Here is a 21,953-nt window from a genome sequence, read left to right on the forward strand (position 1 = left end):
TGCCGGAGTCGAAGATCGTGGAGACCCTGATCGACGAGGCCATGAAGATCGCCGAGCAGATGGAGAAGGACGGCACCGCCTCCGGCGAGCCCCAGGTCTCTGTCAGCTGATTTCTCTGAGGCTCGGTTCGCCTCCGGGGCGCAAGAGTCTCCCCCAGCTATCGCTGGGAGGTGCCCTGGGCCGGAAGATCCAAGGGACCGGAAGTCCGACGGCGCCCTTCGGCTCGTCCCGGTGCCGTTGGAGGCGAACCCGAGCCGTCGAAAAGGCGGTGAGGGGCCGCCCTGGCCTGCGCGGTAGAGTCTGGACAATTGACGTCCCCGGCCCGCGGGCCCGCACCACGTGAGGCAGACCAACACGTGCTGACCACGTCCACCACCAGGGTCCTCGAGCCCCATGAGCTCGACGCGGCCCTTGCGGTGCTCGACCGCGACCCCGTCTCGAACGCCTTCGTGGCCGCCCGCGTCCAGGTCGCCGGCCTGGACCCGTGGCGGCTCGGCGGCGAGATGTGGGGCTGGTACTCCGGCGGACGGCTGGAGTCGCTCTGCTACGCCGGGGCCAACCTCGTACCCATCTGCGCCACCCCCGAGGCCGTGCGCGGCTTCGCCGAACGCGCCCGCCGGGCGGGCCGCCGCTGCTCCTCGATCGTCGGCCCCGCCGAGACCACCGCCGGACTGTGGTCCCTGCTGGAGCCCAGCTGGGGCCCGGCCCGTGAGGTCCGCGCCCGGCAGCCGCTGATGGTCACCAGCTCGATGCCCGTCGGCGTCCCGCCCGATCCGCTGGTGCGCCGCGTCCGCAAGGACGAGATGGACGTCATCATGCCGGCGTGCGTGGCGATGTTCACCGAGGAGGTCGGCGTCTCCCCGCTCGCGGGCGACGGCGGACTGCTCTACCAGGCGCGGGTCGCCGAGCTCGTCACCGCCGGGCGCTCCTTCGCCCGGGTCGAGGACGGCCGGGTGGTGTTCAAGGCCGAGATCGGCGCGGCCACCCCGCACGCCTGCCAGATCCAGGGCGTGTGGGTGGCCCCCGAGTACCGCGGCCGCGGCCTGTCCGAGACCGGGATGGCGGCCGTGCTGGGCTATGCGCTGAGCGAGGTCGCCCCGGTGGTGAGCCTGTACGTCAACGACTTCAACATCGCGGCGCGGGCGGCGTACCGCCGGGTCGGCTTCCGGGAGGTCGGCGCGTTCATGAGTGTGCTGTTCTGATCGACGGGCCAGTAGGGTGCCGCCCATGCTGCATCTCCCCGGGGGGCGGACCCCGGAACCCGAAGACGTCGTCGTCGGGCCGCTCGACCTCGCCGCGCGCGTGGACGAAGCGCTCGGCGTCCAGGCCGTCGCCTTCGGGCTGACGGACGAGGAGGTCGGCGTACGGCGCCATATCGTGCTGCGCCACCTCAAGAGCCCCGGCGCCCGCGCGCTCGGCGCGACCACGCCCTCCGGACGGCTCGTCGGCTTCGTCTACGGCATGCCCAACAACCGCACCCACTGGTGGTCCACGGTCGTCCAGCCGTATCTGCGCGCGGCCGGGCACGAGGACTGGCTGGACGACTCGTTCGTCATCACCGAGCTCCACGTCCACCCCCAGTACCAGCACCGCGGCATCGGACGGCAGCTGATCACGACCATCACCGACGGCGCCGACGAGCCGCGCTCGATCCTGTCCGCGATCGACACCGAGAGCCCGGCCCGCGCGCTCTACCGCTCACTGGGGTACGCCGACCTCGCCCGCCCGGTGCTCTTCCCGAGCGCCCCGAGCCCGTACGCCGTGATGGGAGCCCTCCTGCCGCTGCGCCACCGCTAGGGAGACGCTTACGCATTTCCGGGAAGCCAGCCGGTGCGGCTAACCTCCTGACCATCCCATCGCACGCAGGAGAGACCCCATGGCCCACGCCGTCAACGTCCAGCGCATGTCCACGATGATGCTGAAGACGCTGCGCGAAGACCCGGCGGACGCCGAGACCGCCAGCCACAAGCTGCTGGTCCGCGCCGGGTACGTCCGCCGCGCCGCCGCGGGCATCTGGACCTGGCTGCCGATCGGCAAGAAGGTCCTGGAGAACGTCTCGCGGATCGTCCGTGAGGAGATGGACGCCATCGGCGCCCAGGAGGTCCTGCTGCCCGCCCTGCTGCCCCGCGAGCCCTACGAGACGAGCGGCCGCTGGGACGAGTACGGCGATCTGCTCTTCCGGATCAAGGACCGCAAGGGCGCCGACTACCTCCTCGGCCCGACCCATGAGGAGATCTTCGCCCTGACGGTCAAGGACCAGTGCACGTCGTACAAGGACCTGCCGGTCATGCTCTACCAGATCCAGACCAAGTACCGGGACGAGGCCCGCCCCCGCTCCGGTGTGCTGCGCGGGCGCGAGTTCCTGATGAAGGACTCGTACTCCTTCGACACCACCGACGAGGGCCTTGCCGAGTCCTACCGGCTGCACCGCGAGGCATACCAGCGGATCTTCCAGCGCCTCGGCCTGGACTACCGCATCGTCTCCGCGGTCTCCGGCGCGATGGGCGGCTCGGCCTCCGAGGAGTTCCTGGCCCCGGCGGAGGCCGGTGAGGACACCTTCGTCGACTGTCCGAACTGCGACTACGCCGCGAACACCGAGGCCGTCACGGTGACCGTGCCGCCGGTCGAGGGCGCCGCGCACGGCCCCGTCGAGGAGCTGGACACCCCCGACACCCCGACCATCGAGTCGCTGGCCGGCCACCTCGGCGTCCCGGCCTCAGCCACCCTGAAGAACCTCCTGGTCAAGGTCGACGGCGAGATCACCGCGGTGGGCGTCCCCGGCGACCGCGAGGTGGACCTGGGCAAGCTGGGCGAGCACCTCGCCCCGGCCGTCGTCGAGCTCGTCACGGCCGAGGACTTCGAGGGCCGTCCCGAGCTGGTGCGCGGCTACGTCGGCCCGCAGGGCCTGGCGGGCAAGTCCTTCCGCTACATCGCCGACCCGCGCGTCGCCCCCGGCACCGCCTGGATCACCGGCGCCAACAAGCCCGACACCCACGCGCGCGACGTGGTCTGCGGCCGTGACTTCGAGGTCGACGAGTACCTGGACGTCGTCGTGGTCGAGCCGGGCGACCCCTGCCCCCGCTGCGGTGCGGGCATCGAGCTGGACCGGGCGATCGAGATCGGCCACATCTTCCAGCTCGGCCGCAAGTACGCCGACGCCTTCCAGCTCGATGTGCTCGGCCAGAACGGCAAGCCCGCGCGGGTCACGATGGGCTCGTACGGCGTCGGAGTCTCCCGCGCCGTCGCCGCCCTCGCCGAGCAGACCCACGACGAGTCCGGCCTCTGCTGGCCCCGCGAGGTCGCCCCGGCCGACGTCCACATCGTCGCGGCGGGCAAGGCCCTCCAGACCGAGGTGGCACTCGACCTCGCCGAGAGGCTGGGCACGGCGGGCCTGCGCGTCATGGTCGACGACCGCGCCGGTGTCTCGCCGGGCGTGAAGTTCACCGACTCCGAGCTGATCGGCGTCCCGACCATCCTGGTCGTGGGCCGCGGCGCGAAGGACGGCGTCGTCGAGCTGAAGGACCGCCGTACGGGCGAGCGCGAGGACCTTCCCATCGACGAGGCCATCGCCCGCCTCACCGCCACCGACTGACGGCAGCGGCGGCGCCGGGGGGCGGAGCCCGCGCCCCCCGCTGCTCCCTCACGCCGTGGGCGACGGGACGAAAGCCGCACCCGGCCGGGCCGGGGCGCCCCCTCAGAGCCAGCCCGCGAACTCCAGCAGCAGCTCGGCGCGGCGGTGGTCGCCCGCGGCGGCGTGGCGCAGGCCCGTCTCGACGGCGCGGCAGAGGGACCAGCCGCGCAGCCGGTCACGGTCGGCCTCCAGGGAATCCGCCAGCTTCGCCACCCGGCGGCGCGCGGCCGCGGCCGGGCCGGGCCCCGCGGCCAGGTCCTCGCAGCGGTCGAGCACCAGCCGCGCCAGGTCGTACGCGCGCTCGCCCACGACCGGCGCCGGGCCCACCGCGAGCCAGGGCGCGCGCTCCCCGGCCAGCACCTTCCCCTGCCGGAAGGCGCCGTGCAGCAGCACCTCCTCGGGCGGCCCGGCGGGCAGCGCGGCCCGCAGCTCCAGCGCCTCGTCGGTGAGCGGGCGGGCGTCCGCCGCCCAGTCCCCGGCGCCGAGCACCCGCAGGATCTCCCGCTCCTCCGCCGTGCGCCCGGTGACCGACGGGAACGGATGCCCCTCGGGCGGCGGCACCCACAGCCGCCGCACCGTGCCCGCCGCCTCCAGCAACGCCTTCGGCTCGGGCAGCGAGCGCAGCGACACCGCGCCGTGCAGCCGCTCGAGCAGCAGCGCACCGGTGCCCGGGTCGGCGCGCAGCAGCCGGGCCGCGCCCCAGCCGTTCCAGTGCGCGAGGGCGGCCCGCTCACGGTCCGCGTCCGGGCCGGGGACCGGGAACTTCAGCGCCGCCGGAGTGCCGTCCGCCTGCCGTACGAGCGCCACGAGCCCGTGCCGCCCTCCGGGTGCCGCGACCCGCTCCAGGGTCAGCTCCCAGGCCGCCAGCTGCCGCCCGGCCGTCCCGGGGAGGGCGTCCAGCCAGCTCCGCACGGCGCTCGTGGGGTCGTCGCTCAGCGCGTCCAGAAGCCGCTTCGGCACCGTGACGCGGTCCGTATCGCCGCCGGGCCGTGGTGCCGATGCCATCTCCGAGCCGTCCCCTCCGCCGTCAGTGACGTCACACGCCGTCCGACCCACCGCTCGGCGCCGCCGACGGACTGGCCGGCGCGGCGCGTTCGGTGAGCCCAGGGAAGGCTACGCCGCCGCCCCGCCAGCGCACCGCCCGGACCGCCGCCTCCCGCAGCGCGCCCGCCGCCTGGCGGCGCAGCGATCCGGCCGAGGCGCGCACGAGATCGGCGTAGACGGCGGCGACCCGGTTCTCCAGCTCGGCCGCGAGCCGCACCGCGGCGGGCGCGTCCGGCACCGCGAAGGGCAGGGCGTAGGCGGGCGCCGCGCTGGTGGGGCGGCCGCCGAGGTCGCGCACGGTGCGGGCGAGGTCGTCCCGGCGCGCGCGGTGCGCGGCGTAGCCCTCGCGCGCCTCCGCGAGCCGGTCGTCGCCGATCCGCCCGCCGACGACGCCGTAGCCGTACACCGCGGCGTGCTCGGCGGCGAGCGCCGCCTGCGCGGCCCTGAGCGCCGCGGCGCGTTCGCCGACGGCCGGACGGTCTGCTCGAGCGGCCATGTCAGTACCCCTTCCCGGTGGTCCCGAGCGTGATCACGAGTCCGTGTCGCGCTGCGTGAGGAGATACACGTGGGCGGCGCCGCAGGCCGCGACGGAGGCCAGCAGCCGGGCCAGTTCGGGCGGTGCGGTGGCGAGCGCGGCGGTGCGGGTGTCGGCGGTCTGGCGCTCGGCCTGGGCGAGGGCGGCCAGGGCCCGCTTCTCGTCCTTCGGGACCTCCGGCATCCGCCGCCCGCCCGCCGAGGGTGAGCGCGACGCGGTCGCGGAGGGGGAGGGGGACCGGCCCTTGGCGGTGAAGACCGCGACGTGCCGGGCCGTCTCCTCCCGCAGCGGCGCCAGCCGTTCCGCGAGGTCGGGATGCGTGTCCACGGTCGCGTCGTAGCGCGCGAGGAGCGCGGTGGAGTCCCGCGCGCCCCGCGCCCGCAACAGCGCGACGTCCGCCCCGCCGTCCGCCTCGCGCCGGGACTCGGGCTCGTCGGAGCAGCCGCTCAGCAGCGCGACGGCCCCCAGCGCCCCGCCGCCCAGCAGCAGACTCCGCCGCCGGGTCACCGGGGCGGTGCGGTCCGAAGAGCCGGCGGACGCCGGAGTGCCGGCGGACGCGGCAGAGACGGCAGACGCCGAAGGCACCGCGGACGCGGCAGGCGCGGTGGTGGCACGGGGCGGGGGAGTGGTGATCGACACGTTCCTCTTTCCGGGCTGCGGCCGCTCCCGGCCGCCGGTAGTGATCACAGCAGGCGAGCGTACCCGCGCCGAGCCCGTCTGCCCGGCAGCGGCCACCGAATCGTCAGCCCGCGGCCGGAACGGATAGGCTTTGACCTGACACGCGACCTTCCCACAACAGCACACGCGGCCGAGGAGTCACCCGGATGAGCACCACCCAGAGCGAGAGGCTGCGCGGACTGCTGGAACCGCTCGTCAGCGCGCGGGACCTGGATCTGGAAGAGGTCGAGGTGACCCCGGCCGGGCGGCGGCGCGTGCTGAGAGTGGTCGTGGACTCCGACGACGGCGTGCAGCTGGACACGTGTGCGGAGCTGAGCCGGGACATCTCCAAGACCCTCGACGACACGGACGCCATGGGCCAGACCCCGTACGTCCTCGAGGTCACCTCTCCCGGCGCCGAGCGCCCCCTGACCGAGCCGCGCCACTACCGCCGTGCCACCGGCCGCCTCATGCGGGCGCGCCTCGGCGACGGCGGCGAGCTGGTGGCCCGGATCGTCTCGGTGGACGACGAGGGTCTCGATCTGGAAGTTCCCGGTGTGAAGGGGCGCAAGCCCACTGCCAGGCGGCTGGCCTTCGAGGAGATCTCCAAGGCCCGGGTGGAGATCGAGTTCAACCGCAAGCCCGCGGACACGACCGCGGGCGACGGCGACGAGAGCAAAGAGGAGGCGTAGCCGTGGACATCGACATGAGTGCCCTGCGGGGTCTGGTGCGAGAGAAGGAGATCTCCTTCGACCTGCTGGTCGAGGCGATCGAATCGGCCCTCCTCATCGCCTATCACCGCACCGAGGGAAGTCGCCGCCGGGCCCGGGTGGAGCTCAACCGCGACACCGGCCATGTGACCGTGTGGGCCCGCGAGGACGACGAGGACCTGGCGGAGGGGCAGGAGCCCCAGGAGTTCGACGACACCCCGTCCGGTTTCGGCCGGATCGCCGCGATGACCGCGAAGCAGGTCATCCTGCAGCGGCTGCGGGACGCCGAGGAGGAGATCACCTTCGGCGAGTACGCGGGGCGGGAGGGCGATGTCGTCGCCGGTGTCGTCCAGCAGGGCAAGGACCCCAAGAACGTGCTGGTGGACATCGGCCGGCTGGAGGCGATCCTGCCGGTGCAGGAGCAGGTCCCGGGCGAGGACTACGCCCATGGCACCCGGCTGCGCACGTACGTCGTACGCGTCGTCAAGGGCGTGCGCGGACCGTCGGTGACCCTTTCGCGTACGCATCCCAATCTGGTCAAGAAGTTGTTCGCGCTCGAGGTGCCGGAGATCGCGGACGGTTCGGTGGAGATCGCGGCGATCGCCCGCGAGGCGGGCCACCGCACCAAGATCGCGGTCCGGTCCACCCGTGCCGGGCTGAACGCCAAGGGGGCGTGCATCGGCCCGATGGGCGGACGGGTCCGCAGCGTGATGGCCGAGCTGCACGGCGAGAAGATCGACATCGTCGACTGGTCGGACGACCCCGCTGAGCTGGTGGCGAACGCGCTGTCACCCGCGCGGGTGAGCAAGGTCGAGGTGGTCGACCTGGCGGCCCGCTCGGCCCGGGTCACCGTGCCCGACTACCAGCTGTCGCTCGCCATCGGCAAGGAGGGGCAGAACGCCCGGCTGGCGGCGCGGCTGACCGGCTGGCGGATCGACATCCGGCCGGACACCGAGCAGTCGGGTGATCAAGGCTGATTCCGGTCGGATCCCCCGGGATCCGGGCTAAATCGAGTGACGGTTCGATCACTCCCCCCAAGGGGTGAGGTCGGTACGGGGAGGTAGACTTAACCAGTGTCTGGCCGCACGCGAGCTGGTGCCTGCCCTGAGAGAACCTGTGTGGGATGCCGGGATCGGGCGGCCAAGATCGATCTGCTGCGCATTGTGCTGGTCGAGGGTGTTTGTGTCCCCGACCGGCGCGGTACGCTCCCCGGTCGGGGTGCTTATGTTCACCCCACACGGGTCTGCCTTGACCTGGCGGTTCGCCGCCGGGCCTTTTCCCGGGCCTTCAGGGGGCCGGGAGCGCTCGACACCACGGCGCTCCGCCGGTTTGTCGAGCGGGGTGAACAGGCGACACCCTGAGTAGTTGAAAGAACGGCACGGGACACCGTGCGGTCAGGTACCTCGCGAGTCGGAAGTAGGTCGAGATTGCGATGAGCACTCGATGAGTACGCGATGAGTACGCCCATGAAGTAGCGACGGTCCGGCGACAACCCGGACCTAAAAGGAGCGAAGTGGCTAAGGTCCGGGTATACGAACTCGCCAAGGAGTTCGGAGTTGAGAGCAAGGTCGTCATGGCCAAGCTCCAGGAACTCGGTGAATTCGTACGTTCGGCGTCCTCGACGATCGAGGCGCCGGTCGTGCGCAAGTTGACTGACGCTTTCCAGGGTGGCAACGGCTCCGGCCGTGCCTCCGGCAAGCCCTCGGCGCCGCGCAAGGCGACGCCCAAGCCGCCGACCCCGACCCCGGGTCCGGCGGCGGCGGCCCGTCCGGCCGCCCCCAAGCCCCCGGCGCCCGGCCCCACCAAGCCGAGTGCTGCCCCCGAGGGCCAGCGCGGCACCCCCGCCGCGGCGCCCACTCCGGGTCCGCGTCCCACGCCGGGTGCCCGTCCGAGCCCCGGCCCCAAGCCGGGCCCCGCGCCGGCGGCTCCGGCGCAGCCCGAGTTCACCGCGCCGCCGACCCCCGCGCCCAAGCCCGCCGCGGCCAAGCCGGGCGCGCCCGCCAAGCCGGGTGCCACTCCCGGTCCGCGCCCCGGCGGCCGTCAGGGCGGTCAGGGCCAGGGCGGTCAGGGCCAGGGCGGTCAGGGTGGCCAGGGTGGCCAGGGTCAGGGGGGCCAGGGCCAGGGCGGCCGTGGCGCCCCGCGTCCGGGTCAGGAGCGTCCGCGTCCGGGCGGTCCCCGTCCGGCCGGTCCCCGTCCCGGTAACAACCCCTTCACCTCCGGTGGTTCCACCGGTATGGCACGCCCGCAGGCACCCCGCCCCGGCGGCGCCCCGCGCCCCGGCGGCCAGCCCGGCGGCGGTCCCCGTCCGCAGGGCGGCGGCCAGGGCGGTCCGGGCCGTGGCCAGGGCGGTCCCGGCGGTCCCCGTCCCACTCCGGGGCAGATGCCCCGTCCGCAGGGCGCCCAGGGCGGCGGCCCGCGTCCGGGTCCCGGTGGCGCGCGTCCGAACCCGGGCATGATGCCGCAGCGTCCGGCCGCGGGCCCGCGGCCGGGCCCCGGCGGCGGTGGTGGCGGTCGCGGTCCCGGTGGCGGCGGTCGTCCCGGCGGTGGCGGCGGCGGTCGTCCCGGTGGCGGCGGCGGCTTCGCCGGCCGTCCCGGCGGTGGTGGCGGTCGTCCCGGTGGCGGCGGCGGTTTCGCCGGCCGTCCGGGTGGTCCCGGCGGCGGTGGCGGCTTCGGCGGCGGCGGTGGCCGTCCCGGCTTCGGCGGCCGCCCCGGCGGTCCCGGTGGCCGCGGTGGCACCCAGGGCGCCTTCGGCCGTCCCGGCGGTCCGGCGCGCCGTGGCCGTAAGTCGAAGCGGCAGCGGCGCCAGGAGTACGAGGCCATGCAGGCCCCGTCCATCGGCGGTGTGATGCTGCCGCGCGGCAACGGCCAGACGGTCCGGCTGTCGCGGGGCGCCTCGCTGACCGACTTCGCGGAGAAGATCAACGCCAACCCGGCGTCCCTGGTCCAGGTGATGTTCAACCTGGGCGAGATGGTCACCGCGACCCAGTCCGTCTCCGACGAGACGCTTCAGCTGCTCGCCGACGAGATGAACTACAACGTCGAGATCGTCAGCCCGGAGGAGGAGGACCGCGAGCTCCTCGAGTCCTTCGACATCGAGTTCGGCGAGGACGAGGGCGGCGAGGAGATGCTCTCCGCGCGTCCGCCGGTGGTGACCGTCATGGGTCACGTCGACCACGGTAAGACCCGGCTGCTTGACGCGATCCGCAAGACCAACGTGGTCGCGGGCGAGGCCGGCGGCATCACCCAGCACATCGGTGCCTACCAGGTCTCGACCGAGGTCAACGACGAAGAGCGCAAGATCACCTTCATTGACACCCCGGGTCACGAGGCGTTCACCGCCATGCGTGCCCGCGGTGCCAAGTCGACCGACATCGCGATCCTCGTGGTGGCGGCCAACGACGGTGTGATGCCCCAGACGATCGAGGCGCTGAACCACGCCAAGGCGGCCGATGTGCCGATCGTGGTCGCGGTCAACAAGATCGACGTCGAGGGCGCCGACCCGACCAAGGTGCGCGGTCAGCTGACCGAGTACGGCCTGGTGGCCGAGGAGTACGGCGGCGACACCATGTTCGTCGACATCTCCGCCAAGCAGGGTCTGAACATCGACAGCCTGCTGGAGGCCGTCGTCCTCACCGCCGACGCCTCGCTCGACCTGCGGGCCAACTCGGAGCAGGACGCACAGGGCATCGCGATCGAGGCCCACCTCGACCGCGGCCGCGGCGCCGTGGCCACCGTGCTGGTCCAGCGCGGCACCCTGCGGGTCGGCGACACGATGGTCGTCGGCGACGCGTACGGCCGCGTCCGGGCGATGCTCGACGACAACGGGAACAACGTGACGGAGGCGGGCCCGGCGACCCCGGTCCTGGTGCTCGGCCTGACCAACGTGCCCGGCGCGGGTGACAACTTCCTCGTCGTGGACGAGGACCGCACCGCCCGCCAGATCGCCGAGAAGCGCGCCGCCCGCGAGCGGAACGCGGCGTTCGCCAAGCGCACCCGCAGGGTCTCCCTGGAGGACCTGGACAAGGTGCTCAAGGCCGGTCAGGTCCAGCAGCTCAACCTCATCATCAAGGGCGACGCGTCCGGTTCGGTGGAGGCCCTCGAGTCCTCGCTGCTCCAGCTCGACGTCGGCGAAGAGGTGGACCTGCGGGTGCTGCACCGCGGTGTGGGTGCGGTCACCGAGACCGACATCGACCTGGCGACGGGCTCCGACGCCATCGTCATCGGCTTCAATGTGCGCGCCGACGGGCGTGCCACGCAGATGGCCGAGCGCGAGGGCGTGGACGTCCGCTACTACTCGGTCATCTACCAGGTGATCGAGGAGATCGAGGCGGCCCTGAAGGGCATGCTCAAGCCGGAGTACGAAGAGGTCGAGCTCGGTACGGCGGAGATCCGCGAGATCTTCCGCTCGTCCAAGCTGGGCAACATCGCGGGTGTGCTCATCCGCTCCGGCGAGGTCCGGCGGAACACCAAGGCCCGCCTCATCCGCGACGGCAAGGTCGTGGCGGAGAACCTCAACATCGAGGGTCTGCGTCGCTTCAAGGACGACGTCACCGAGATTCGCGAGGGCTTCGAGGGCGGTATCAACCTCGGCAGCTACAACGACATCAAGGTCGACGACGTCATCGCGACGTACGAGATGCGCGAGAAGCCGCGCGGCTGACGCACGGCTGACCAGCCGGGGCCGATCGGCGGAGGAATTTCCGTCGATCGGCCCCGGCCCTTGCGTGTACGGTGCGAGAAGCCCGCAATCACAAAGGCCCCACGGGTGGCTTGACCCGGACCGCATGTATGTAGGGACGTTGTCCTTTGACCTGCTTCTCGGCGACGTACGGTCGTTGAAGGAGAAGCGCTCCGTCGTCCGCCCGATCGTCGCCGAGCTGCACCGCAAATTCGCGGTGAGCGCGGCGGAGGTCGGTGACCAGGACCTCTACCGCAGGGCCCAGATCGCCCTCGCGATGGTCTCCGGGGACGCGGGCCACCTCAGGGAGGTGCTCGACCGCTGCGAGCGGCTGGTGGCGGCGCGGCCGGAGGTGGAGCTGCTGTCGGTGCGACGGCGGTTCCACGGTGGCGATGATGAATGAGGGGGCCGGACCGGCGGTAGCGAGCCGCCGGTGGCCATCGATGGCCGACGCGAAGGCTGGCGCGAGACCTGACGCCAATGCCGACGCGACAACCGACGCGAAGAACGTACGCGGAGAAACGTACGCGGAGAAGAGAGAAGAAGACGCATGAGCGACACCGCGCGGGCACGCAAACTGGCGGACCGCATCCGGGTCGTGGTCGCGGAGACCCTGCAGCGGCGGATCAAGGACCCGCGGCTGGGCTATGTGACCATCACCGACACCCGGATCACCGGTGATCTGCGGGAGGCGACCGTCTTCTACACGGTCTTCGGCGACGACGAGGAGCGGGCGGCCTCCGCCGCGGCCCTGGAGAGCGCCAAGGGCGTGCTGCGGTCGGAGGTCGGGCGCCAGACGGGGGTGCGCTTCACCCCGACCCTGACGTTCGTCCCGGACGCGCTGCCGGAGAACGCCCGCACCATCGACGATCTGCTCGCCAAGGCCAGGGAGGCGGACGCCCAGGTGCGCGAGGCGTCCTCGGGCGCCAGCTACGCGGGCGACGCCGACCCGTACCGCAAGCCCGACCAGGAGGACGACGGGGAGCCCGGCACGGACGGCAAGGGTTCAGCGGACGCATGACGCGCAACGGCAGGGCCGGTTCCGGGGCGCCGGACGGCCTGGTGATCGTCGACAAACCGGCCGGTTTCACCTCGCACGACGTCGTCGCCAGGATGCGCCGCTTCGCCGGCACCCGGCGGGTCGGCCACGCCGGGACGCTGGACCCGATGGCCACGGGCGTGCTCGTGATCGGCGTGGAGAAGGCCACCCGGCTGCTGGGGCATCTGGCGCTGACCGAGAAGGAGTACCGGGCCACCATCCGGCTCGGGCAGACCACGGTCACCGATGACGCGGAGGGCGAGATCACCGCCTCGGAGGGCGCCGCCGGGGTCGACCTGGGCGCCGTCCGGGCCGGGATCGAGGAGCTGACCGGGAACATCCAGCAGGTCCCCTCGAAGGTCAGCGCCATCAAGATCGACGGCAAGCGCTCCTACGCACGGGCGCGGGAGGGCGAGGAGTTCGCGATTCCGGCGCGGCCGGTGACCGTCTCCTCCTTCGCCCTCCACGACCGCCGCGAGGCCAAGGCGGAGGACGGCACCACCGTCCTCGACCTGGACGTCACGGTGGTGTGCTCCTCCGGCACCTACATCCGGGCCCTGGCGCGCGACCTGGGCGCCGGGCTCGGTGTGGGCGGCCATCTCACGGCCCTGCGCAGGATCCGGGTCGGTCCGTACGGGCTGGAGGCGGCCAGGACGCTGGAACGGCTGGAGGAGTCGCTGGAGATCCTGCCCATCGCGGAGGCGGCGGCCGCCGCGTTCCCGCGCTGGGACGTGGACGAGCGCCAGGCCCGGCTGCTGGGCAACGGGGTGCGGATCGACATGCCGCCGGGGGAGACGGGGGCGGGGGCCACGGGTACGGGGCCGGGTCCGGTCGCGGTCTTCGGCCCGGAGGGGCGCTTTCTGGCCCTGGTGGAGGAGTCGAAGGGCAAGGCGAAGAGCCTGGCCGTCTTCGTATGACGCGGCTGACGCGGTTGACGCCGTGTGCCGAATCCGGGCCGCGTTGCACGCGCCGGGACCGGCCGCCTACCGTGGCTTCCCGGCCGGTCCGGGCGCTCGAGGCGGCCACCGATGCGAGGTGGGCGCCCGGGGCATGGCAGTCTTAGACCTGCGAAGTCGACAGACAAAGGTTCGGGCGAGGAGCGGGCAAAGTGCAGCGCTGGCGTGGCTTGGAGGACATCCCCGAGGACTGGGGGCGCAGCGTCGTCACCATCGGTTCCTACGACGGGGTGCACCGAGGGCACCAGCTGATCATCGGCCGTGCCGTGGCACGGGCGCGTGAGCTGGGCGTACCGGCGGTCGTGGTCACCTTCGACCCGCATCCGAGCGAGGTCGTGCGCCCCGGCAGCCATCCCCCGGTGCTCGCCACCCACCAGCGTCGCGCGGAGCTGATGGCCGGGCTGGGCGTGGACGCGGTGCTGATCCTGCCGTTCACGGCGGAGTTCTCGCGGCTCACCCCCGCCGACTTCGTGGTGAAGGTGCTGGTGGACAAGTTGCACGCCCGGGTCGTGGTGGAGGGCCCCAACTTCCGCTTCGGCCATAAGGCCGCCGGGAACGTGGCCTTCCTGCGCGAGCTCGGCACCACCTACGACTACGAGGTCGAGGTCATCGACCTGTACGAGCGCGGCGCGGCGGGCGGCGGCGAGCCGTTCTCCTCCACGCTGGCGCGCCGCCTGGTCGCGGAGGGCGATGTCACGGGCGCGATGGAGGTCCTCGGCCGGCCGCACCGGGTCGAGGGCGTGGTGGTGCGCGGTGCGCAGCGCGGCCGTGAGCTGGGCTTTCCAACGGCTAACCTGGAGACCCCGCCGCACACCGCGATCCCGGCCGACGGCGTCTACGCGGGCTGGCTGACGGCGCGGGGCGAGGCGATGCCCGCTGCGATCTCGGTCGGCACCAATCCGCAGTTCGACGGGACCGAGCGGACGGTCGAGGCGTATGCGATCGACCGGGTCGGACTGGATCTGTACGGACTCCATGTCGAGGTCGACTTCCTCGCCTATCTGCGGGGCCAGGAGAAGTTCGACTCGATCGAGGCGCTGCTTGAGCGCATGGCGGCCGATGTGAAGCGGGCCCGGGAGCTCGTGGAGGAGCACGGGAGCCGCTGAGGCGCCGCGTGGTGAACGGGTGAACGTGCGAAAGCGCCCCGTGGGCCGGTGATCCGGCCCACGGGGCGCTCCGCTTGCTCCCTCGCCTCGCTACTGCTGCGGGGGCTGCTGCTGCCAGGGCTGCCCCGGTTGCGCGGGCTGCCCTGGCTGGCCCGGCGCCTGCTGCCACGGCTGTCCGGGCTGTGGCTGCTGCCCCTGTCCGTAGGACTGCTGCCAGCCCTGCTGGCCGCCTTGCTGGGGGTACCCGGGGTACTGCGGCTGCTGCCCCTGCTGGGGCGCGTAGGCGCCCGGGTAGGGCTGTTGCTGTTGGGCCTGTCCGGGCATCGGCGGGGCCATCTGCGGCGGCTGGGCGCCGCCGTCACCGGTCCACAGGCCCTGCTCCTGCTGGGCGCGGGTGAAGTCCTCCGCGACCATGGCCGAGAGGTTGAAGTACGCCTCGCGGGTCTTGGGCCGCATCATCTCCAGATCCACCTCGGCGCCCGCCGACAGATGCTCGTCGAACGGCACCACGATCACCCCGCGGCAGCGGGTCTCGAAGTGCGACACGATGTCCTCGACCTTGATCATCTTGCCGGTCTCCCGGACCCCGGAGATCACCGTGATGCTCCGCGAGACCAGATCCGCGTAGCCGTGCGCGGACAGCCAGTCCAGGGTGGTGCTGGCGCTGCTCGCGCCATCGACCGAGGGCGTGGAGATGATGATCAACTGGTCGGCGAGGTCGAGTACGCCGCGCATGGCGCTGTAGAGCAGGCCCGTGCCCGAGTCGGTGAGGATGATCGGGTACTGCTTGCCCAGGACGTCGATGACGCGGCGGTAGTCGTCGTCGTTGAACGTCGTGGAGACCGCCGGGTCCACGTCGTTGGCGAGGATCTCCAGCCCCGACGGCGCCTGTGAGGTGAACCGCCGGATGTCCATATAGCTGTTGAGGTACGGGATCGCCGTCACCAGGTCGCGAATGGTCGCACCGGTCTCCCGGCGGACCCGTCGGCCGAGGGTGCCCGCGTCCGGGTTGGCGTCGATCGCGATGACCTTGTCCTGGCGCTCGATGGCCAGGGTCGAGCCGAGTGCGGTGGTCGTCGTGGTCTTGCCGACACCGCCCTTGAGGCTGATCACCGCGATGCGGTAGCAGGAGAGCACCGGAGTGCGGATCAGCTCCAGCTTGCGCTGCCGCTCCGCCTCCTCCTTCTTGCCGCCGAGCTTGAAGCGGGAGGGGCCCGGGGCGTTCTTCTTCGGCTTCTGCTTGCCCTTGATCAGCCGGTCCGAGGAGAGCTCGACCGCGGCGGTGTACCCGAGCGGCGCCCCCGCGCCTCCGGCCTGCCGCCGCTGGTCGGGCGTCACGGTCGGCCAGCCGCCGGTACGGGGGTCGGTCGGGGCCGCCGGAGCCGCCGGGGCCGCCGGGGCGGCCTGGGCGTCCGGGCGCGGATAGCCGTAGCCGTCCTGCGGCTGTGGCTGCGGCTGCGCCTGTGGTCCGGGGGCGGGCCCGGGCCCGGGAACGCCGTCGCCGGGCCGGGGGAAGCCGTACCCGCCCTGCGCGCCGCCCGGCCCCTGCTGCCCGGGGAACGGCTGACCCTGGCCGGGGGCGTTCGGCGCGTACGGTCCGGGTTGGGCAGGCTGACCGGGCTGACCCGGCTGGGCAGGCTGAGGCTGACCGGGCTGGCCCGGATACGTCGGCTGTCCGGGCTGGCCGGGGTGTCCGGGGTGCTCGGCCTGCCCCGGCTGGGGCGCGGGATAGGGCTGTGCGGGGGGCTGCTGGTACGGGCCCTGGCCCTGCTGGTCCGGGGCGGGCGGCTGCGGGAAGCCGTAGCCGCCCGGGACGGGCGTCGGCCCCTGGCCCTGCGCTGGACCGCCCGGAACACCCGGACCGGGCGCGGGCTGGGCACCCGGTTGCGGATAGCCGTAGTGGGGCCCCTGCGGAGCCGGGGCACCCTGCGGACCGGGACCCGGCGCGCCCGGGCCGGGCTGCTGGTAACCGCCCTGCGGGCCGGGCACGTTGGCCGCAGGAGGCTGCGCCCCAGGGGCCTGATCCGGCAGCGGAGCCGGACCGGGCTGGCCGGGGATCGCACCGTGAGCGCCCTCACCGGGACGCGGATAGCCGTATCCGCCCTGCGGCCCCGGCCCGGCGGCGGGCTGACCCTGCGGCGGGGGCGGCGCCCAGGAGGTGTCCTGCGGCGGGAGCGGCACCCCGGCCCCCGGCGCGGGGGGCCCGTCCGTCCGCTGCTCCGGAACCGGAGCGGGACCCGGAGCCGGTGCGGCGCCCTCGGGCGCCGCGGGCTGGAAGTCCGGCGGCAGAGGCGGCAGCCCCGACTGCGGAACGGGCGGCGGGGCCCAGCTGGCGGCGGGCTGTTCGGGCGACGGCGCGCTCGGCGGCACGGCGTCCGCGGGAACGGCGTCGCCCGGAACGGCGTCGTCGGGGACCGCGTCCTGGGGCTCGGCGCTCGCCTGCCTCAATTCCTCCATCTCCCGCCGCAACGCGGCCGTGGAGAAGCGAAGCGTGCCCTCACTGCGCACATCGTCGTCGGTGCGGTCGTCCGGGTCCGAGGCCCCAGATTCCCCACCGGAGACAAATCCAGCCCCAGAACCAGAAGAACCGGAACCGGACTGACCGACCCCAGAGCCGGACTCATCCACCCCAGAACCGGACTCATCGCCCTCGGCGCCGGGATCCTCACTCCGCCTCTCGGCGATCTCGCGCCGCAGCGCGGCGGTGGAGAACCGTACGGTGGAGGGGCTGCCCAGATCGCCGTTCTCGCCCTCGTCGGAGTCCGCCTCGGAGGCGTACTCCGAGGAGTCCGCCCGGAAGGCGTCGTCGTCGCCCGAAGCGGCGGCGGGCGCCAGCGCGAAGTCGTCATCGACGGAAGCGGAAGCGGAAGAGGAAGAGGAAGCGGAAGCCGCCGCGGAACCCTCGGCCTCCACATCGGAAGCCGGAGCGGAAGACTCATAGGAGGATTCGGGCTCAGCGCTGTCCGAAACGCCGCCACCCGAATCGCCGCCACCCGCCACACTGTCACCCGCGGGCGCGGCACCGATCACATCCGGCCCAGAGTCAGACAAAGGCGACATGCGACTGCCCGAGTCGGACTCTCTGCTCTCCGGATCCGACCGCCCCTCGTCCTCTCTCCGCCCGGGGACCTCCTCCGCCTCGGAGGCGTCCGACGCGACATCGGAGGCGGGCGCCGGGACCGGCGACGGCCAGGCACCCGGAAAACCGCCCGGCTCCGGCGCACCCGGCACCACCGGACTGCCGGTCGGCGGCGGGGGCGGCGGCCCCGGCATCCCCGGCCCGGCGCCCGTCCCGGCTCCTCCGGAACCCCCGGTCGACGCGGGCGCCGTGGAGGACGGCGAGGACGACGACGAAGCGTTCTGCGTGTACCAGGCGGGTGGGGTGTAGTCGATGGTGAACTCGCCCGTGTGCTCGGTCTCCGCGTCGGACCGATCATCGCCGGGTGTGTTTCCGCCCGTGCGGATCTCGTCCCGATCGCTGCTCACAATGCCTCCTGGTGTGGTCGAACACCCTTGAAATTCTTGGCGAGGCCGATCTGTTGCCGATCGCTACTGTCGTCCGACCGTTCGGCTTTCCCCTTTTGTGACGCCGGGGACCCCTGAACGGGGCGCTCCACCGGGTACCCCAAGACTAATCACCATGACCGCCGCGGGGGCAGGCCCATCCGCCACCCGAAGCGGTCCACGACACGATGTGGACCGCTCTCGAGCGGTGTCGATCAACGACGGACCGACCCTGAAGCGTTTGACCCGGATCAGTCCACCCGACGCGGAGATCCCAGCAGCCCCGTCTCGGCATCCGTTGCCTGCACGGTGACGAACTGCCGACCGGTACGTGTACACCAGAGGGTGACCCAGTCGGGGAGGGTGGACAGCGCGGCGACGTCGGCTTGCGGAAGGCCCATGACGCGGCCTATTTCCACGGCCTCGTCCGGCGAAACGCGCTGGATGCCGACCAGCCCGGCGTGCTCGAGCAGCCGCGGCGCGACCGGGCTGAGATAGGGCAGCAGGGTCAGCACCGACTGCCAGGGCAACGCGGAGACCCGGCCCCGTGGCGGGCGCATGCCGCAGTCCCGGACGACGAGAACGGGACTGCCGACCGAAGGCCCTTGCGGCGGCACACGGCCCACGTCGAAGATGGTCATGCACTGCTGTCCGCCGCCCGCGACCTGCACCAAGTTGGTCCACAGATGCGGTCGACCGGTCTCGACGGCGATGCGGGCGCCGGTGGCCGCCGCCCGGAAGGCCAGCACCTGCGCGGTCCACAGACCGCCGACGAGGACCACGTCGAACGGCTCGGGCCGGTTGAAGCCAAGGATGGCGGGCTGGTTCTGCTCGTCCACGCCGATGATGACGCCGTCGTCGCCGATGGGCAGCGCCAGCGCCTCCACTTCCTCCAGGGGCAGTGTTTGCCGTCCGCGCCGGGGCCCGATGAGCCCGAAACCGGGGCGCGTCCTGCGCGCCGAGTTCGGGTCACCGGCCATCCCGGGGGCACCGGCACCGGAAATCATGGGACCGGATCCCAGACCCGCTCCGGGGGCGGAATCCGGATCGGCTCCATGACCGGAGGGAGAGGCGGCGGGGGAGAAGGCGGACGTGGCCATCAGCGGGTGCCTCCCAGCGGGAGCGTCGCGAGTACACCGGGCAACTGCTCGCGGTCGAGACGTACCAGCCCGACCCGTACCCCCCGCGCGGCGCGCTCCAACGCCTTGCGGGCGGTGATCAGATCGGTGTCGCTGCGTCCGGTGACCCTGATGTGCCCGGTGACCGAGGAGGCGTTACGGCTGCCGTCGTCATGCGTCAGGGTCAGGCTGAAGGTGGACGCGAGAGCGGGCATGGAAGTCAGCAGCGCCACGAGCTGTGGCAAGGGCACCGATTCCGGACCCATCTGCGGCCAGCGCCCCACCCAGTAGGTGGTGTGCCACCGGTCGTCGCAGCGCCAGGCGCGCGAGGTCTCCAGCGTCCGGCGGGTAGGTGTGCTCGCACGCCCCGCCTGGGTCGTCGCATGCGGGTTGACACACGCCGAGGTGGCGAGGGCCGTGGTGAGTTCACCCTCGGCCAGCGGTCGCGCCGAGAATCCGGCGCCGGTCAGCCGACTGGCCAGCTGGTCAACCGCGCGCAGCAGGGACCGCTGAGCACCCTCCTGGCCACCGCCGCGCGCCCGTATGGCCTCCGGACACAGCTCGGGATTCAGCTTGAGCGCCACCCAGGTCAGCCGGACGGCGGGGGCTCCGGCCTGCTCCTGGAGCGGGGCGTAACTGCGCGCTGCCGCGGCCTGTTCGGGCAGATGCGGTGCGGGCGCGGTCTGTGAGTGTTGCACCACCTGCACCGACTCCAGCTGAATGCCGTCCACGTCCAGCGCGTCCTGCAGCAGCGACAGCGGAAGTGGTCGCTTGGTGCGCATCGGCCGCAGTGGAGCATCGGTCGACTGGACCTGGAGCACCGCCGTGAGGAATGAACCGTCGCCGATCATCCCGATCTCGCGGCGGTCCCGAGCCACATACGCGTAGGTGCGCAGCGCCGGATCGCATTCGACAGTGGGCGCGAGCGACGGGTCGATTCCGGCCGGGACCGACCCACTGGCCTGCTTCTGACGGGTGCGCAACGCGCTGATGGTGACGAGCCAGTCGACGAACGGCTGCTGCCTGCGCCGCAACACCGCGAGCAGCACAAGCGCGAGGGCGATGATCCCTGCGGGCACCATCAGCAGTGAGTTGACCGTCCAGGCGACCACGAGGATCGCGGCGGCCACCTCGATGAGCACGAGCTGGTACAGCCGCACGGGGCCCAGGCTCGCCGTCCGTGAGGGCTGCCGCGGCACGGCGGCACGCACATGGGTGGCAGAGCTCATCCCGGAGACCCCCCGCTTGTCCTGATGTTGGTCTGGCCGATTGTGTGTTTACGGTATCGGAAAGGCGCGTGAAGGGTGGCTCGGGTGTCGGGTGAGCCGAGTGGATGAGTAATCTCCCTACGGCGACCGAGCGTACGTACTGCACCATCACACGGGGAGAAGCGGACGAGACATGGCATCGCGGCGGGACGAGCTCAATGCCTACACCTTTGCGAAGAAACGGATGGTTGCCTCGTTCGTGCAGCCCTCGCCCACCGTCATGGACGACGGTGCGCCACGTCCGCTGCGCGCGTTCCTCCCGGGTGTGATCGTCGGGGCGCTGATCCTTGCCGGATTCGGCGCATGGGGAATGATCCGGCCGTCCGCGCCGAAGGGATGGGACAACACCGCGTCCCACATCATCGTCGGCAGCGACTCGACGACCCGGTATGTGATTCTCAAGACCGGTGGGAAGAAGCAGCTGCACCCGGTCCTCAACCTCGCCTCGGCGAAGCTCCTGCTGGACCAGAACAAATCGGACATCGTTCGGGTGAAGGAGTCGCAGCTCGACAACGGCGACATTCCGCGCGGACCCACGATCGGAATTCCGTACGCCCCGGACCGCATGCCCTCGGCGGACGATGCCGTCGAGCAGAAGCGCTGGGTGGTCTGCGAGCAGCCGGGCGGCGGAGAGGACAAGACCGCGCAGAAGGCGGTCTTCATCCTCGCCGACCGTGAGGCGTCCAAGGTCGAGGGCTCGCAGCGACTGCGCGGCAGCCAGGCGCTGTACGTCCAGGGGAAGTCGGGCCGCTATCTCGTCGACCCGTCCGGTACCAAGTACCTGCTCGGCGGCCCCAAGGGCGAGGAGAGCATGTCCGCCGGCCAGTACAACCAGCTGCTGCGGACGCTCTTCTCGGAGGGGGCCAAGCCCCAGCAGGTGACCGAAGACTGGCTGGACACCCTGAAGGACGGCACACCTGTGGAGTTCCCGAGGGTGCCGGGCCAGCCGAACACCGCAGCCGGGGTCGACACCCTGCCGGACAAGGCCAACAAGGTGGGCATGGTGCTCCAGGCGCAGACAGGTGGCGGCGTCCAGCACTATGTCGTGGTGCAGGGAAAGGTGCAGCCGGTCTCCGACTTCACCGCCGAACTGCTCCTGAGCAGTGAGCAGTTGGCCGGGCTCAATCAGCTCGGCAAGCCGATGCAGGTCAACCCCCAGGACTTCGTCTCCGACTCCACGGTGTTCGCGGGGGACACCACCTGGCCCTCCGAGTCCCCGCACCAGGTGAATTCCACCGAGGGCGGAAGCGGGGCCAGGGACACCGTGTGCAACATCCTCAGGAACGTGGCCGACAATGGCACTCCCGCCCTCGAGACCTGGGCGGGCCGGGACTACCCCGCGACCATCGTGGACGGTGCCACCAGCGCGTATGTCACGCCGGGGACCGGCCTCTTCTACCGCCAGTTCCAGGGGAGGGCGACCAGCACCGGCCAGGTCTTCCTCGTCACCGACACCGGTCTGCGCTACCAGGTGCAGGCCAACAACGACGGCAGCTCGGGCAAGTCGAAGATCGGCGCTGACGGTTCCGGCTCCTCCGCTCAGCAGGACGCGGAGTCCGGCGGGCAGACAACCGCGAACAAGGCGCAGGTCAGGCTGGGGTACGGAGATGTGAAGCCGGTGCCGGTCCCCCTCAACTGGTCCCAGTTCCTGCCGGTCGGGCCGCGTCTGGACACCAACAGCGCACGACAGCCGCAGGGTTCGTGAGC

The 21,953-nt window shown here is 72.3% G+C and carries 19 protein-coding genes and 1 pseudogene; 13 read left to right on the forward strand and 7 right to left on the reverse strand.

Features of this window, described 5'->3' with window-relative positions:
• Positions 1 to 356 precede the first annotated feature (356 nt).
• The 3 genes from VT50_RS35025 to VT50_RS35035 all read left to right on the forward strand — a co-directional run bounded on the left by VT50_RS35025 (position 357) and on the right by VT50_RS35035 (position 3,592).
• Positions 357 to 1,202: a GNAT family N-acetyltransferase gene (locus VT50_RS35025; protein ID WP_046090330.1), complete on the forward strand. Its 846-nt coding sequence runs from the start codon at positions 357 to 359 to the stop codon at positions 1,200 to 1,202.
• Between the two features lie 25 nt (positions 1,203 to 1,227).
• On the forward strand, positions 1,228 to 1,797 hold the full coding sequence (locus VT50_RS35030; protein WP_046090329.1) for a GNAT family N-acetyltransferase: 570 nt from the start codon (positions 1,228 to 1,230) through the stop codon (positions 1,795 to 1,797).
• Positions 1,798 to 1,876: 79 nt separating this feature from the next.
• Complete coding sequence (locus VT50_RS35035) at positions 1,877 to 3,592, forward strand: proline--tRNA ligase (protein ID WP_046090328.1); 1,716 nt, start codon at positions 1,877 to 1,879, stop codon at positions 3,590 to 3,592.
• 102 nt (positions 3,593 to 3,694) lie between these two features.
• On the opposite strand, the gene VT50_RS35040 is transcribed toward VT50_RS35035, so the two are convergent.
• The 3 genes from VT50_RS35040 to VT50_RS35050 are packed head-to-tail and all read right to left on the reverse strand — an operon-like array spanning position 3,695 to position 5,717.
• The gene (locus tag VT50_RS35040; protein ID WP_046090327.1) at positions 3,695 to 4,636 is read right to left on the reverse strand and encodes an aminoglycoside phosphotransferase family protein; all 942 of its coding nucleotides are present in this window, start codon (positions 4,634 to 4,636) and stop codon (positions 3,695 to 3,697) included.
• A gap of 31 nt (positions 4,637 to 4,667) precedes the next feature.
• The gene (locus VT50_RS35045; protein WP_046090326.1) at positions 4,668 to 5,171 is read right to left on the reverse strand and encodes a ferritin-like domain-containing protein; all 504 of its coding nucleotides are present in this window, start codon (positions 5,169 to 5,171) and stop codon (positions 4,668 to 4,670) included.
• A gap of 33 nt (positions 5,172 to 5,204) precedes the next feature.
• Positions 5,205 to 5,717 carry a hypothetical protein gene (locus VT50_RS35050; protein ID WP_046090325.1) on the reverse strand — a complete coding sequence of 171 codons (513 nt, stop codon included), beginning with the start codon at positions 5,715 to 5,717 and terminating at the stop codon, positions 5,205 to 5,207.
• Between the two features lie 317 nt (positions 5,718 to 6,034).
• Here VT50_RS35050 and rimP point away from each other — a divergent pair, with 317 nt between their 5' ends.
• The 8 genes from rimP (at position 6,035) to VT50_RS35090 (ending at position 14,356) form a co-directional block, all read left to right on the forward strand.
• Positions 6,035 to 6,559, forward strand: coding sequence for a ribosome maturation factor RimP (gene rimP / locus VT50_RS35055; RefSeq protein WP_046090324.1), 525 nt, complete (start codon positions 6,035 to 6,037; stop codon positions 6,557 to 6,559).
• A 2-nt stretch (positions 6,560 to 6,561) separates the two neighbouring features.
• Entirely contained in the window at positions 6,562 to 7,554 is a 993-nt protein-coding gene (gene nusA, locus VT50_RS35060) for a transcription termination factor NusA (RefSeq protein WP_046090323.1), read from the forward strand.
• Positions 7,555 to 7,650: 96 nt separating this feature from the next.
• Positions 7,651 to 7,938 (forward strand): YlxR family protein, encoded by a 288-nt coding sequence (locus tag VT50_RS35065; protein ID WP_075200564.1) that lies wholly within the window; start codon positions 7,651 to 7,653, stop codon positions 7,936 to 7,938.
• A 152-nt stretch (positions 7,939 to 8,090) separates the two neighbouring features.
• On the forward strand, positions 8,091 to 11,237 hold the full coding sequence (infB, locus tag VT50_RS35070) for a translation initiation factor IF-2 (protein WP_046090322.1): 3,147 nt from the start codon (positions 8,091 to 8,093) through the stop codon (positions 11,235 to 11,237).
• A 124-nt stretch (positions 11,238 to 11,361) separates the two neighbouring features.
• The gene (locus VT50_RS35075; RefSeq protein ID WP_046090321.1) at positions 11,362 to 11,658 is read left to right on the forward strand and encodes a DUF503 domain-containing protein; all 297 of its coding nucleotides are present in this window, start codon (positions 11,362 to 11,364) and stop codon (positions 11,656 to 11,658) included.
• Positions 11,659 to 11,805: 147 nt separating this feature from the next.
• A complete protein-coding gene (gene rbfA, locus VT50_RS35080; RefSeq protein WP_046090320.1) occupies positions 11,806 to 12,276 on the forward strand; it encodes a 30S ribosome-binding factor RbfA in 471 nt (156 codons plus the stop codon).
• Positions 12,273 to 13,211 carry a tRNA pseudouridine(55) synthase TruB gene (gene truB / locus VT50_RS35085; RefSeq protein ID WP_046090319.1) on the forward strand — a complete coding sequence of 313 codons (939 nt, stop codon included), beginning with the start codon at positions 12,273 to 12,275 and terminating at the stop codon, positions 13,209 to 13,211. The genes rbfA and truB overlap by 4 nt, the downstream gene beginning before the upstream one ends.
• Positions 13,212 to 13,402: 191 nt before the next feature.
• On the forward strand, positions 13,403 to 14,356 hold the full coding sequence (locus VT50_RS35090) for a bifunctional riboflavin kinase/FAD synthetase (RefSeq protein WP_046090318.1): 954 nt from the start codon (positions 13,403 to 13,405) through the stop codon (positions 14,354 to 14,356).
• Positions 14,357 to 14,446: 90 nt separating this feature from the next.
• On the opposite strand, the gene VT50_RS35095 is transcribed toward VT50_RS35090, so the two are convergent.
• A complete protein-coding gene (locus VT50_RS35095) occupies positions 14,447 to 17,269 on the reverse strand; it encodes a MinD/ParA family ATP-binding protein (RefSeq protein WP_240529432.1) in 2,823 nt (940 codons plus the stop codon).
• Positions 17,270 to 17,414: 145 nt separating this feature from the next.
• Here VT50_RS35095 and VT50_RS41500 point away from each other — a divergent pair, with 145 nt between their 5' ends.
• On the forward strand, positions 17,415 to 17,744 hold the full coding sequence (locus VT50_RS41500; RefSeq protein ID WP_046090317.1) for a hypothetical protein: 330 nt from the start codon (positions 17,415 to 17,417) through the stop codon (positions 17,742 to 17,744).
• 20 nt (positions 17,745 to 17,764) lie between these two features.
• Here VT50_RS41500 and VT50_RS41505 read toward each other — a convergent pair.
• The 3 genes and pseudogenes from VT50_RS41505 to eccE form a co-directional block, all read right to left on the reverse strand.
• A pseudogene (locus VT50_RS41505) lies at positions 17,765 to 17,842 on the reverse strand (SCO5717 family growth-regulating ATPase); the annotation flags it as partial.
• A gap of 269 nt (positions 17,843 to 18,111) precedes the next feature.
• Positions 18,112 to 18,867 carry a hypothetical protein gene (locus VT50_RS35100; protein ID WP_240529433.1) on the reverse strand — a complete coding sequence of 252 codons (756 nt, stop codon included), beginning with the start codon at positions 18,865 to 18,867 and terminating at the stop codon, positions 18,112 to 18,114.
• Between the two features lie 92 nt (positions 18,868 to 18,959).
• Positions 18,960 to 20,207: a type VII secretion protein EccE gene (gene eccE, locus VT50_RS35105; protein WP_078841004.1), complete on the reverse strand. Its 1,248-nt coding sequence runs from the start codon at positions 20,205 to 20,207 to the stop codon at positions 18,960 to 18,962.
• Between the two features lie 172 nt (positions 20,208 to 20,379).
• On the opposite strand from eccE, the gene eccB reads away from it, so the two are divergent.
• Positions 20,380 to 21,951, forward strand: coding sequence for a type VII secretion protein EccB (eccB, locus tag VT50_RS35110; RefSeq protein ID WP_046090315.1), 1,572 nt, complete (start codon positions 20,380 to 20,382; stop codon positions 21,949 to 21,951).
• The last annotated feature ends 2 nt before the right edge of the window (positions 21,952 to 21,953 follow it).

This window comes from Streptomyces antioxidans, from assembly GCF_000968685.2.
Taxonomy (GTDB): domain Bacteria; phylum Actinomycetota; class Actinomycetes; order Streptomycetales; family Streptomycetaceae; genus Streptomyces; species Streptomyces antioxidans.